The organism is Pseudomonas sp. S2_A10 (assembly GCF_054668465.1).
In genome coordinates this window covers 5333212-5346256 of record NZ_CP162773.1, presented here as the reverse complement: position 1 = coordinate 5346256, position 13045 = coordinate 5333212, and the positions used below count along the sequence as shown (strand labels likewise).

The 13045-nt window shown below is 60.0% G+C and carries 14 protein-coding genes; 8 read left to right on the top strand and 6 right to left on the bottom strand.

Annotation, left to right across the window (positions count from 1 at the left end; genetic code table 11):
- Positions 1–79: 79 nt before the first annotated feature.
- A complete protein-coding gene (locus AB4N41_RS23845; RefSeq protein ID WP_252876473.1) occupies positions 80–979 on the top strand; it encodes a polysaccharide deacetylase family protein in 900 nt (299 codons plus the stop codon).
- Between the two features lie 105 nt (positions 980–1084).
- On the top strand, positions 1085–1327 hold the full coding sequence (locus tag AB4N41_RS23840) for a DUF1652 domain-containing protein (protein ID WP_016775073.1): 243 nt from the start codon (positions 1085–1087) through the stop codon (positions 1325–1327).
- A 3-nt stretch (positions 1328–1330) separates the two neighbouring features.
- Here the strand turns inward: AB4N41_RS23840 and AB4N41_RS23835 are convergent, their stop codons facing one another.
- A complete protein-coding gene (locus AB4N41_RS23835) occupies positions 1331–1693 on the bottom strand; it encodes an NUDIX hydrolase (protein WP_460138113.1) in 363 nt (120 codons plus the stop codon).
- Between the two features lie 218 nt (positions 1694–1911).
- Here AB4N41_RS23835 and AB4N41_RS23830 point away from each other — a divergent pair, with 218 nt between their 5' ends.
- On the top strand, positions 1912–2109 hold the full coding sequence (locus AB4N41_RS23830; RefSeq protein WP_095180231.1) for a DUF2188 domain-containing protein: 198 nt from the start codon (positions 1912–1914) through the stop codon (positions 2107–2109).
- A 64-nt stretch (positions 2110–2173) separates the two neighbouring features.
- Here the strand turns inward: AB4N41_RS23830 and AB4N41_RS23825 are convergent, their stop codons facing one another.
- A complete protein-coding gene (locus AB4N41_RS23825) occupies positions 2174–2413 on the bottom strand; it encodes a hypothetical protein (protein WP_041480783.1) in 240 nt (79 codons plus the stop codon).
- 184 nt (positions 2414–2597) lie between these two features.
- Between AB4N41_RS23825 and AB4N41_RS23820 the strand changes: the two genes are divergently transcribed.
- Both AB4N41_RS23820 and AB4N41_RS23815 read left to right on the top strand, forming a co-directional pair.
- Positions 2598–2933 carry a hypothetical protein gene (locus tag AB4N41_RS23820; protein WP_150635055.1) on the top strand — a complete coding sequence of 112 codons (336 nt, stop codon included), beginning with the start codon at positions 2598–2600 and terminating at the stop codon, positions 2931–2933.
- Between the two features lie 189 nt (positions 2934–3122).
- Positions 3123–3728: a DUF6338 family protein gene (locus AB4N41_RS23815; protein ID WP_353187599.1), complete on the top strand. Its 606-nt coding sequence runs from the start codon at positions 3123–3125 to the stop codon at positions 3726–3728.
- Positions 3729–3868: 140 nt separating this feature from the next.
- Here the strand turns inward: AB4N41_RS23815 and AB4N41_RS23810 are convergent, their stop codons facing one another.
- The gene (locus tag AB4N41_RS23810) at positions 3869–4768 is read right to left on the bottom strand and encodes a LysR family transcriptional regulator (protein WP_056789291.1); all 900 of its coding nucleotides are present in this window, start codon (positions 4766–4768) and stop codon (positions 3869–3871) included.
- A 119-nt stretch (positions 4769–4887) separates the two neighbouring features.
- On the opposite strand from AB4N41_RS23810, the gene AB4N41_RS23805 reads away from it, so the two are divergent.
- A complete protein-coding gene (locus tag AB4N41_RS23805; protein ID WP_460138112.1) occupies positions 4888–6255 on the top strand; it encodes an MFS transporter in 1368 nt (455 codons plus the stop codon).
- Positions 6256–6285: 30 nt separating this feature from the next.
- Positions 6286–7560 carry a glucarate dehydratase family protein gene (locus AB4N41_RS23800; RefSeq protein WP_460138111.1) on the top strand — a complete coding sequence of 425 codons (1275 nt, stop codon included), beginning with the start codon at positions 6286–6288 and terminating at the stop codon, positions 7558–7560.
- Between the two features lie 102 nt (positions 7561–7662).
- On the opposite strand, the gene AB4N41_RS23795 is transcribed toward AB4N41_RS23800, so the two are convergent.
- A complete protein-coding gene (locus AB4N41_RS23795; protein ID WP_056789299.1) occupies positions 7663–8547 on the bottom strand; it encodes a LysR substrate-binding domain-containing protein in 885 nt (294 codons plus the stop codon).
- A gap of 157 nt (positions 8548–8704) precedes the next feature.
- Between AB4N41_RS23795 and ydiJ the strand changes: the two genes are divergently transcribed.
- Positions 8705–11731, top strand: coding sequence for a D-2-hydroxyglutarate dehydrogenase YdiJ (ydiJ, locus tag AB4N41_RS23790; protein WP_460138421.1), 3027 nt, complete (start codon positions 8705–8707; stop codon positions 11729–11731).
- Here the strand turns inward: ydiJ and AB4N41_RS23785 are convergent.
- Both AB4N41_RS23785 and AB4N41_RS23780 read right to left on the bottom strand, forming a co-directional pair.
- On the bottom strand, positions 11664–12350 hold the full coding sequence (locus AB4N41_RS23785) for a paraquat-inducible protein A (protein WP_460138110.1): 687 nt from the start codon (positions 12348–12350) through the stop codon (positions 11664–11666). The two genes, ydiJ and AB4N41_RS23785, sit on opposite strands and share 68 nt — an antisense overlap.
- Positions 12347–12943, bottom strand: coding sequence for a paraquat-inducible protein A (locus AB4N41_RS23780; protein WP_041480769.1), 597 nt, complete (start codon positions 12941–12943; stop codon positions 12347–12349). The genes AB4N41_RS23785 and AB4N41_RS23780 overlap by 4 nt, the downstream gene beginning before the upstream one ends.
- Positions 12944–13045: the final 102 nt, after the last annotated feature.

Below are 13045 nucleotides of genomic sequence, written 5' to 3'. Positions count from 1 at the left end.
GGATAGCCGCGCAGGGATGGACAAAGGCGAGGGAGGTTTGCCATTCGACAACACCACGGCCGCGGCCTCGGGGCAAGACATGACATCCGGATGCAAACTTCTTTGTGTTGCGCTCATCGCGCTCGGTCTGGCCGGTTGCATCGCCGCGCCGATTGAAATGACCACGCAAACCGAAACGCGCCTGAAGGCTCAGGCCCCCGTACGTTTTCTGCTGACGTTTGACGATGGCCCCAGCGCTTCAGGATGGTGGAATCCCACGGCGACGGTGCTCGACAGCCTCAAAAGCAATCCGCTGCAGCCAAACATCAAAGCCGTGTTTTTCGCGCAGACCCGAGCACCCAGGGCAGGCGACAGCGAGATCGGTCGCAGCCTGATGCGTCGTGAGCACGCCGAGGGACATATCCTCGCCTTTCACACAGCGACTCACTGGCACACCAACCACCGCTCGCTTGATCCACAAGAACTGGAGCAGTCGCTGACCGATGGCAGTGCTGACATTGCCGCTATCACCGGGGCGCCGCCCAGGCTGTTGCGCCCACCGTTCTGGAATTACGACAAACGCACATTTGCGGCCTATCAAAAACACGGCTTGCACGTCTTGCTCACGGACCTGAGTGCCAACGACGGCAAGATCTGGGGCTTCAACGCCAGCCCTCGGCGTCGGGCGAACATGCTGCGGCAGTTATCGGAAGTGCGCGAGCGCATCGCGGTGGGTCAATTGCCGACCGTGGATGGCGTGATTCCGGTCGTGGTGACGTTCCATGATCTCAATCGATACACCGCGCGCCACACTCGCGAATATCTGCAGATTCTGCTCGATAGCGCGGCGGCGACCGGGGTCAGACTGGCGGACAAGCCGTTCTACGACAATCAGGCCGCAATGGAAAAAGCCGCGTTGGCGCGTACGGTTCAGCAAAGCGCTGAGCCGGTGAATCTGCCCGGTATGTGGAACTGGATCTGGGATCATGATGCGCATTGAATGACGTGAGTGAGTTGTGATCGGCTTGGCATTCCCGAGCGGGCAATTAACAGACCGTGGGTCTATGCTCGATGGATCGATTCTCCGCCTGCGAGGCGCCCGTCCATGCTTGCCATTGCCGATATTTGCCGGATCGTCGAGTCAGGCTTCCCCACGTTCAAGTGTGATTGCACACCGACCGGACAAGGTCTGTTGCGGATCAAGGTGTATGAGCCGGGCAGTGGGCGTGTCGAGTTGTTGCTTGACGGCGTTTCTCCCGAACATCTGGTGACGATTCGCGATATTTCCAATTTCATCGGTGAGTTGCGCACGGAAATCAGCGCCGGTCGCCGGGCGTTCGCCGGCTGATTGTCATAAACGGCGTTGAAAGGCCTGCACGATGCGCCGTGTCGCGTCGTTGGTTTCAAGATTGTGCAGGGCATCGAGCGGATACCAGATGCAATCGACGATTTCATTCTGCGGGCGCACGTCGTCGATGTTGACCACCGAAGCCTCATACACATGATGTCGCGTACTTCCCGCCTGAAAGTCCATCAGGTACAGGACGTCCTCAGCATTGAGCCCGGTTTCCTCCTGCAACTCGCGCACGGCTGCCGCCGCACGGGTTTCCCCGGGTTCGACCTTGCCGCCGGGCAATGACCAGTGATGGCGGGGTTTGCGGACCAGGAGGATATGGCGATCCTGTTCGCAAATGACGGTGGCGCGTACTTTCATGATTGCCCTGTTGATGTGTGTCATAAATCTGTAATCAAACTGCAATATTCGAGCCGCAGGCGGTTTTAAAGGTTCCTTCTTGATTCGGAGCCATTTGCATAGCAAAAAGTGCCAGTGAATTGACATGTGCCACGGTGAATCCGGTTCACACCGCAGCGGGGAGCGGGTGTAAGGTAAGCCCGTACACCGAAAACACCGTTGACGAAATGGAGGTGCTTATGAGCATTCCAATGCTGAACAAGCTGCGCATGAACGGTTATGACGTGCTAAGCGTGAACAACGGCCCATGGCGGGTCTGCACCCTGGGCGACCGGTTGGCGTCATTCACCAGCAGGGAGGAAGCGATGGCCTATGCGGCGGCGCTTCCCGGTTACAAAAAGCGCTCCCGGCAGGGTCAAAGCCACAATGGCGGTTGAGGCTGTGTAACGAAAGAGCCCCGGTCTTGACCGGGGCTTCTTATTTGTGGCTTTGGAACGCTTGTCAGTGCACCTTGATTCGGCTGATGGTCCGGGCTTTTACCTCCTTGGCATAGATCTGCAATCTCTCTTCGTCGCTTTGCAGGATTTCGCACGACCGCAACACGGTCTGGGCGTCTGCCTCGTTGCCGGATTTACGCAGTTGTTCAGCGATGCGCTTGAGATCGACCGCCGACCATCTCAGGTCCGACGCCACGCTTTGCAAATCCCGTTGAAGTTCGTGTTCGTATTCATTGAGCCGCATGATCACCTCCTGAACGTTCTCGGTAGAAAAGAGTAGTCGCATTTTCCCGGATGCGGCCAAGTCATCTGACGCCCGGCTGAACCGATGTGAAAAATTGTCCAAACGCCGGTAACGGCGGGTTGCCACGATGGATGTGCAAGCAGTTAAACGGTACATTCAGCTTTTTTCCGCACAGGTAAACAACATGCGCGTATGGATCGGCAGTCTGGCACTTGCTCTGTTGACGGGGTGCTCGTTACCGGCGTCGCTGGTGCCGGGCGAGCCAAACCTCAGCAAGACCAGTGACAAGCCACCCAAGGAATATGCTGCGTGTTTGTTACCGTTGTGGCAGAAGGATGTTGCCAGGACCTCGCAGACGTCGATTTCCAACGGCTACCGGATTACCGCGCCGAGCATTATCACGGCGGATGAGATTCTCGATATCGTCAAATACAAGGACGGCAGCAAGGTGTCCCTCTACCAGGGGCCGCCGTGGGCCAAGTCCGGATCGCTGCGCCAATCGGTGCGTGATTGCCTGTAACCGGGCGCCCGGATCTCAAAAAAGGCAGACACCGAAGTTCGATGTCTGCCTTTTTTCATCGGATGGAGACTCCAGCCAAACGCTCGCAATGAGCTGTGACAGTTGCCCGCGAGGCGCTGCCGAATCCTTGACTAGGCTTTGAATGTCGGCCCGTGACGGGTTCGGCATGACTGAAAGGAGCCTCGGATCATGGATGATCTGGTCAAGGACATCATTCCGCTGTTGCAGTATCTAATCCCAGGTTTTCTATCGACCTGGATCTTCTATTCACTTACGGCATTCAAGCGACCGGATACGTTCGGCCAGATCGTGCAGGCGCTGATATTTACTTTTGTGATTCAGGGCGCGGTGTTGGCGGTGGGCAACCTCTGTTTGTGGATTGGCTCGAAGGGTTTTTCATTAGGAAACTGGGATGATCGGGCGCAAAGGCTCTGGGCATTTGTGTTTTCGCTGATGCTGGGATTGTTTGCCTGTTACCTGGCTACGAGTGACAAATTGCACGGCTGGTTACGTAAGCGAAACGTCACGAAACAATCTTCTTTCCCCAGTGAATGGTTCTGCGCCTTTGCCCAATTCGACCGGTTCATAACCCTGCATTTACATGACGAGAGGCGCGTGTTTGGCTGGCCTGTCGAGTGGCCGTCCGAATCCAGTTGCGGCCAGTTCGTGATGCAGAATCCACGTTGGGTCAATGACGATGGCAAGTCGACTCCTTTTGGTGCCGAAATTTTGCTGATAGATTCCGCGCAAGTTAAGTGGGTTGAATTCAGCCCGGTATCAGAGGGTTCATCATGACGACTGCAAGAGCACCGCGACCAATGCCAAAGCAATACGAACGCCTGTTCACAGGGCCTGACGGCAAGCCGCTGGAGGAGCCGTTGATCAAAGCCCCGAGCGCTCCGCCTCCGCTCAAATACAGGTTGCCACAATAATTTTCAGCCCCAACCCTGCACCACCGCCCGGCGAATCGCCTCCAGCAACATCGCGAACGCCGGGTTGTCATTGTTCTCCCGCCAGATCAGATGCAGTTCGCTTTGCACCCCTTCGCCCAGATCGATCTCGCGAAACACCACATTCCTGAACACCACGCTGGTAGCGCAACGCGGTACCAGCGCCAGACCCATGCCAGCGTTGACCAGCGCCAGAATCGTCAGCGACGAGCCCAGCCACTGCACGTAATCCGGCGCCACCCGCGCTGAGCGTAGCGTGCCGGTCAACAGTTCGTTGAACGGCGGATAGGCTTCATGGGAGTACATCAGGAACGGTTGTTTATCCAGATCGGCGACAGACACTTCAGTCGCGTTTGCCAACTTGTGCCCGCTGGGCACTGCCAGCACAAATGGTTCGCGCACCAGGCATTCGGTGGCATAGCCCGGTTCCTGCAATGGCGCCCGTGCGATGCCCAGGTCGATACGGCGAGCTCGCAACGCCTCGTGCTGTTGATAGGTGTTCATCTCTGCCAGATCGATTTTCACCTGGGGCTGTTTAAGTCGCGCTTCGGCGATCACCTTGGGCAAAAACTCATACACCGCGCTGCCGACAAACGCGATGTTTACCGAACCAATATCGCCCTCGGCAAACCGGCGTGCGGTGATCGCTGCTTGCTGGGCGCGCTCCAGCAGATTCTGCGCTTCAACGAAAAATGCCCGGCCTGCCGCCGTCAGCGCAACACTGCGTGTGCTGCGGGTGAACAGCTCGACGCCAAGGTGATGCTCCAGCAACTGGATCTGCCGGCTCAGCGGCGGCTGCGTCATGTTCAGACGCTCGGCGGCGCGGCGGAAGTTGAGTTCGGTGGCGACCGTGGTAAAGCAGCGCAGTTGGGTGAGTTCGAACATTGATCTAATCCAGGTATCAATCGAATGCCTGTTTAGATTAGACGGGATCAATGCACGACGTCCATGATCGGCTCATTGCTTCAAGTCATCCCTAAAAAAACAAGATCGGGAGTCGCCCCTTGAAAACCCTCCAGAGTCCGCCGGACATCACGGTGCTCGCCCGCGCCGCCGCCAAGGTCAAACGCCACGTACTGCCGCTGTTCGTGGTGATGTTCATCGTCAACTACATCGACCGGGTCAATATCGGTTTCGTGCGCAGTCATCTGGAGACCGATCTGGGCATTGGCGCAGCGGCTTATGGACTTGGCGCCGGATTGTTTTTCATCGGTTATGCGCTGTTCGAAGTGCCGTCGAACATGCTGTTGCAGCGCTACGGCGCGCGGGTCTGGCTGACGCGGATCATGTTTACCTGGGGCGCTGCGGCCATGGCCATGGCCTTTGTTCAGGGCGAAACCAGTTTCTACGTACTGCGCTTTATTCTTGGCGCGGCTGAGGCCGGGTTCTTCCCGGGAATCATTTACTACTTCACCCAATGGCTGCCAGCGTCCGAGCGCGGCAAAACCATGGCGGTGTTCCTTAGCGGCTCGGCGATTGCCTCGGTCATTTCCGGCCCGGTGTCCGGTGCGCTGTTGCATATCAGCGGATTGGGCATGCACGGCTGGCAGTGGATGTTTCTGATCGAAGGCGCAGCGTCGGTGGTGCTGTGTGCTTTCGTTTGGTTCTGGCTGCAATCGCACCCGCGCCAAGCCAAGTGGCTGAGCGAGGAGGAGCGTGAAGCGCTGGTCGCGGCGATTGCCGAGGAGCAGCGCGCTCGCGAAGCGGTACAAGTCGCCAAGCCGTCGATGTTCAAGCTGTTGGCCGACCGGCAGATCGCGCTGTTCTGCTTCATCTACTTTTCCATTGCCCTGACCATCTACGGCGCAACCTTCTGGCTACCGAGCATGATCAAGAAGATGGGCAACCTCGGTGATTTCCAGGTCGGGCTGCTCAACTCCATTCCGTGGATCATTTCGATTGTCGCCATGTACGGCTTCGCGGCGCTGGCCGGCAAGTGGAAATTCCAGCAGGCCTGGGTCGCGCTGACCCTGGTAATCGCCGCCATCGGTATGTTCATGTCGACCACCGGCGGGCCGGTGTTTGCCTTTGTCGCGATCTGCTTCGCCGCCATCGGTTTCAAAGCGGCGTCGGCGCTGTTCTGGCCGATTCCGCAGAGCTATCTGGATGCGCGCATTGCTGCGGCGGTGATCGCGCTGATCAACTCCATCGGCAACCTTGGCGGCTTCGTCGCGCCGACCGCGTTCGGCATCCTTGAACAAACCACCGGCTCCATCGAGGGCGGCCTGTATGGCCTGGCGGCGACATCGCTGATCGCTGCCGTGGTGATCTTCTTCGCCCGCACGGCGCCTGGCGCCAAAGGTAAAACCCCGGCAAAGCCAAGTGACGAAGCCGCCGTTGTGGCGCCGGCTCGTCCGGCTGCGAGCCACTGAATCGATTGTTGATCTGTCAGGAGCGTTATCTTGAAAATCACCCGTGTCAGCGTCACCCCGATTGCCTTTCGCGATCCGCCACTGCTCAACGCCAGCGGCATCCACGAACCCTTTGCTCTGCGTTCGATCATCGAGATTGAAAGTGACAACGGCTACATCGGCCTCGGCGAAAGCTACGGCGATGCCCCGGCGCTGGCGATCCAGCAACAATTGCAGAGCCAGTTGATCGGCCTCGATCCGTTCAACCTCAATCAATTGCGCGCGATCGTGCAGGCCACCGTGGCGGCGAATAAACCCGCCGGCGTCGCTGGTGCCGAACTGGCCCCCGGTTCCCACGCCAGCAAAGCGGTGAGCAATGCCTACTCGGCATTCGAAGTGGCGTTTCTCGATTTGCAGGCGCACTACCTGAACGTGCCGCTGGTGGACCTGCTCGGCGGAGCGATCCGCGATGAAGTGCCGTTCAGCGCCTACCTGTTTTTCAAATACGCCGAACATATCGAGTCCCCCTACAAGCCGGACAACTGGGGCGAGGCGCTGAGCGAGCAACAGATCGTCGCGCAGGCAGCGCGGATGATCGAGGCGTACGGTTTCAAGAGCATCAAGCTCAAGGCCGGCACCTTGCCGCCGGAGCATGAGGTGGCGTGCATCAAGGCACTGAAGAAAGCCTTTCAGGGATTTCCGCTGCGCATCGATCCGAACGGCAACTGGTCGCTGGAGACAGCGATTCGCATGGCCGAACTGCTCGGCGATGATCTGCAGTATTACGAAGACCCGACCCCGGGCCTTGATGGCATGGCCGAACTGCACAAGCGCACCGGTCTGCCCTTGGCGACCAATATGGTCGTCACCGATTTCGACGAGTTCCGCCGCAGCGTTGCGCAGAACAGCGTGCAAATCGTCCTCGCCGACCACCATTACTGGGGTGGCCTGCGGGATACGCAGACGCTGGCGAAAATGTGCGATGTGTTTGGCCTCGGCGTGTCGATGCATTCCAACTCGCACCTGGGCATCAGCCTGATGGCCATGGCGCACGTCGCGGCGGCGGTGCCGAATCTGGATTACGCCTGCGACACCCATTACCCGTGGCAGGAGCCGGACGAGGAAGTGATCAAGGGCGGCAAGCTGCCGATTGTCGATGGCTGTGTGAAGATCAGCCGTGCGCCGGGGTTGGGGCTGGAACTGGACCATGAGCAACTGGCCAAGCTGCATGACCAGTACCTGACGTGCGGGATTCGCCAGAGGGATGATGTGCGGCAGATGCAGCGGTACAAGGCGGATTGGCGGGCGGTCAAGCCGAGGTTTTAAGTTCGTTGCGACTGGCTTCTTCGCGAGCAGGCTCGCTCCCACACTTGACATACGTTTCCCTGTGGGAGCGAGCCTGCTCGCGAATGGCCGCGACTCGATCCTTCAGAGGGTATCAATCAGCCAATCCCTGAACGCCTTCAACGAAGGCAAATTCTCATTACGCGGCGGGTACACCAGGTAATAGCTGCGTCGGCTGGTAATCGGCTCGCCCAGTTGCAGCAATTCGCCCTTGAGCAATTCGTCTTCGACCAGAATTCGCGGCACCAGGCCAACACCGATATTGGCGCGTACCGCCTGAATCAAGTGCGAGGTCATTTCGAAGCTCGGCCCGATCCGCATGCTGCGATGCGCAAGTTGGTGATGGCTGAACCATTCCGCCCATGCCTGGGCATTGCTGCTGACGTTGAGCAGCAACTGCCCGGCAATGTGCTGCTCAGCTTCGTCGCGTTCAGGTGCCGACAACTGCGCGCTGGCAATGGCCACCAGTTCTTCGGTGTGCAGGGGCAGGGCGGTCAGGCCTGGCCATTCTCCGCCGCCGACGCAGATGGCGGCGTCGATTTCGCTGGTATCGAAGTCGATGGTTTCGATCCGCGAGTGCAGGTGCACGGTCATGCCCGGGTGCGCCGTGTAGAAATCCTTAAGCCGTGGAAGCAGCCATTTCGAGCCGAAGGTCGGCAGCGTCGCCAGGCGCAGGCTGTGGATGCCCGAACCAAACGCCATTGCCTGCAAGGTTGCGCTGCGAATCTGCCCAAGGGCTTCGCTGAGTTCGCGCTGATACATGCGCCCGACATCCGTCAGCACCACCTGCCGGCCTTCGCGGCTGAACAAGCGCATGCCCAGCATCTTCTCGAGAATCTGTACCTGACGGCTGACCGCGCTCTGCGTCAGTGACAGTTCATGGGCGGCGCGGGTGTAGCTCTCGTGTCGAGCGGCGGCCTCGAAAGCCAGCAGCAGCGACATGGACGGTGTGAGGGTGCGCGGATTCATTCGTAAAACTCATCGATAGCGGGTCGAAATTACGCTTGTTCCATGGCTGGCCAGCAATGAACATGGGCGCAATCAGATGGCGGAGCCTGACGCAATCATTCGTTGCGCACAACTGTCCACCGCCACACAGCCCGATTTGACCGAGATGACCCGACCAATGATTGCCCAGCTGTCGCCCGCAAAAGCCCTGACCGGCGATTACCAACAATTCCTCGCCGCCCTGAAAGACAGCGGCTTTCGCGGTGAAATCAGCGCTGATTACGCCAGCCGCGTGGTGCTCGCGACCGACAACTCGATCTATCAACGCCTGCCGCAAGCCGCAGTTTTTCCGCTGGATGCGGACGATGTGGCGCGGGTGGCGCGGCTGATTGCCGAACCGGCGTACGAAAAGGTGGTGATCACCCCGCGTGGCGGTGGCACCGGCACCAACGGTCAATCGCTGACGGACGGTATCGTCGTCGACCTGTCGCGGCACATGAATCGCATTCTGGAAGTCAACGTCGAACAGCGCTGGGTGCGGGTGCAGGCCGGGGTGGTCAAGGATCAGCTCAACGCCGCGTTGAAATCCGCCGGGCTGTTCTTCGCCCCGGAACTGTCGACCTCGAACCGCGCCACGGTCGGCGGCATGATCAACACCGACGCCAGTGGCCAGGGCAGTTGCACCTACGGCAAAACCCGCGACCATGTGCTGGAACTGGAGATGATCCTGCGCGGCGGCGAGCGTTTGCGCGGTCTGCCGCTGGCGGAGGATGAGCTTGCAGCGCAGTGCGCACGCGACGATCGCGTCGGCGAAGTCTATCGTTGTGCGCGGCAGATCATTGATGAACAGGGCGAGCTGATCAAGGCACGCTTTCCGGATCTCAACCGCTGCCTGACCGGTTATGACCTGGCGCACCTGCGTGAGGCCGATCAGCGCTTCAACCTCAACAGCGTGCTGTGTGGCGCGGAGGGCTCGCTGGGCTTCGTCGTCGAAGCGCGGCTCAACGTGCTGCCGATTCCCAAGCACACGATGCTGGTGAATATCCGCTACGCCGGGTTCATGGATGCCCTGCGCGATGCGCGGGCGTTGATGGCGCTCAAGCCGTTGTCGATCGAAACCGTCGATTCCAAGGTCTTGCTGCTGGCGATGCAGGACATCGTCTGGCACGGCGTTGCCGAATATTTTCCCGAAAACCCTGAGCGACCGACTCTGGGCATCAACCTGGTCGAGTTCTGCGGTGACGATCCCGAAGACCTGCAGCGCCGCGTCGAAGCGTTCCTCGAACATCTGCAAAACGACCGCACGGTGGAGCGCCTGGGGCATACGCTGGCGATCGGTCAGGCAGCGGTGAACAAGGTCTACGGCATGCGCAAACGGGCGGTGGGCCTGCTCGGCAACGTCGCCGGCGAAGCCCGCCCGCAGCCGTTCGTTGAAGACACCGCAGTGCCGCCGCAGCATTTGGCCGAATACATCGCCGAGCTGCGCGAGCTGCTCGACAGCCACGGCTTGCAGTACGGCATGTTCGGCCATGTCGACGCCGGCGTACTGCACGTGCGGCCGATTCTCGACATGAAAGATCCGCAGCAAGCGGCGCTGGTACGCCCGGTGTCTGATGGCGTCGCCGCGTTGACCCAGCGCTACGGCGGCCTGCTCTGGGGCGAGCATGGCAAGGGCCTGCGTTCGGAATACGCGCCGGCATTCTTCGGCGAGTTGTACCCGGCGCTGCAAGCCTTGAAAGCCGCGTTCGACCCGTTCAACCAGTTCAACCCCGGCAAAATCGCCACGCCGGCCAACAGCGGATCGGCACTGCTGAAGATCGACGAAGTGACTCTGCGCGGCGAGCTGGATCGGCAGATTGACGAGAAAGTCTGGCAAAGCTACGGCGCGGCCATGCACTGCAATGGCAACGGCGCCTGCTACAACTTCGATCCCGATGACGCCATGTGCCCGTCGTGGAAAGCGACCCGCGAACGCGCGCAGTCGCCCAAGGGCCGCGCGTCATTGATTCGTGAATGGCTGCGGTTGCAGGGCGAGGCGGGCGTCGACGTGCTCTCGGATGCGATCCGCAAACCGGCGTTTTTCCCCACGCTGTGGCAGCGCTGGCGCAACAGCCGCGATCCGTCGGCGGACTTCTCCCATGAAGTGTATGACGCCATGGCCGGTTGCCTGGCCTGCAAATCCTGCGCGGGGCAGTGCCCGGTCAAGGTCAACGTGCCGGAATTCCGCTCGCGTTTTCTCGAGCTGTATCACAGTCGTTATCTGCGGCCGGCACGGGATTACCTGATTGCCTCGCTGGAATACACCATTCCCTATATGGCGCGGATTCCGGCGCTGTACAACGGTGTGATGGGCGCCGGCTGGGTGCGTGGCGCACTGGCGCGGATCGGTGGCATGGTCGATGTGCCGTTGCTCAGCCGCTTCGATTTCCACGCGGCGATGCGCCGTTGGCAGGTGCAGCCAGCAACGGTTGCAACGCTGTCGGCGCTGACCCCAGAGCAACGCGAACGCAGCGTGGTTATCGTGCAGGACGCCTTCACCCGCTACTTCGAAGCGCCGCTGCTGGCTGATCTGGTCGAGCTGATTTCGCGGTTGGGTTATCAGGTGTATCTGGCACCGTTCAGCGCCAATGGCAAACCGCTGCATGTGCAGGGCTTTCTCTCGGCGTTCAATCGCGCGGCGTTGCGTAATGCTGAGCAGTTGCAGGCGCTGGCGCAGACCGGGGTGCCCTTGCTGGGGCTGGATCCGGCGATGACTCTGGTCTATCGCCAGGAATACCTGAAAGTACCGGGCCTGAATGAATGTCCTGAAGTGGCGCTGGTGCAGGAATGGTTGCTCAAGGTCATGCCAGAACGGACGCCTGATGCTCAGCCGAAAGCGTTCCGTCTGCTCGCCCATTGCACGGAGAAAACTAACGCGCCGGCCGCGACCCGCCAGTGGGAACAGGTCTTCGAACGTGCCGGTCTGAAGCTGGCCACACAGGCTACCGGTTGCTGCGGCATGTCCGGTACTTACGGCCACGAAGCACGTAATCGGCAGACCTCGGCAGTCATTTATGAGCAATCGTGGGCGCGTCAGGTGCAGGCTTCGGCGGAGCAGGGCGAGGCGTTGGCGACTGGCTATTCTTGCCGCAGCCAGGTCAAGCGCCAGTCGGATCAGGCGCTGCGCCATCCGTTGCAGGTGCTGTTGGAGACGCTACGTCGCTGACCGTGTCGCTGGTGTCCTTGTCCCAGATCAGGCGCGGGTCGAAACTCATCGCCGCGAGCATGGTGAAGACCACGACCAGGCCGAAGAAGAGGATGCCCGGTCGTGGCTCGATATCGCCCAGCGCCTGGAATTTCACCAGCGCAGCAACCAGCGCGACCACCAGCACATCGAGCATCGACCAGTAACCGATCAGTTCGACGAAGCGGTACAGCTTCGAACGCTCCCTGCGCGCCCAATCGCTGTTGCGCTGTACGGTGACCAGCAGCAAGGTCAGGGCGACGAATTTGATTCCCGGCACCGCGATGCTGGCGATGAAAATGATCAGGGCAATGTCCCACGCTCCGGCCTCCCAGAACTCCAGCACGCCACTCATGATCGTGCTGTCGGCGCCGTTGCCGAGCATCACCGTATTCATCACCGGCAGCAGATTGGCGGGAACATAAAACGCCAGCGCGGCGAGCATGTACGCCCAGGTGCGCGCCAGCGAATTGGTCTTGCGCCGGTGCAACGGCGCATCACAGCGCGGGCACTGGTGTGGCTCGTCGGTCATGTCACAGGCCAGGCCACAGCTGTGGCACAGGCACAGGTTGAGTTCGCTGGCGGTCGGTGGACGCTTCATAAAATGTCCCACAGTTCACGAATGTCCCGGCCGGCAATGCGGATCATCATCAGGCTCAGCACCGCCAGGGCGAACAGGCCGATCCCGGGCAGTACATCGAGCAGTCCGGCGAGTTTGAACACCGCGACCATCGCCCCCAGCAGACACACTTCGAGCATGCTCCACGGGCGCAGGGTTTCCAGCCAGCGCATGCACAGGTTGAATCCCGGTGCCCGACGCAGGCCGAGGGCAAAACTCAACACCCAGACCAGCAACACCAGCTGAAATGCCGGGGCGATGATGATCGCAATAGCCGCGACCATTGCAATGAACGTAATCGGCCCCTGACTCAGAGCAAGCACCGAATCCCACAGGGTTGCGCTGTTTTTCATGCCTTTGAGGCTGATGCTCATCACCGGGTAGAAATTGGCAAACAGCCACAGCATCGCCGCCGTGAACGTCAGCGCCAGACGCTGCTCGATGGTCAGGCCGTTGAAGCGCTGCAGCACGCCACCGCAGCGCACGCACAGGGTTTTCTGGTGTTGGGCGAGCACGACTTTCTCGTACACACAATCACAGTGCTCGCAAATGATCAGGTGTTCGGTGTTGACCATGGACAACGCTCGAGGAGGGCCGCGACGGCAGGGCAGACCTGTTCACTATAGAAGGCCGGGGCCGATGGGCAACCTTGATCCTGACTTGTTTGGGTTTTGCTT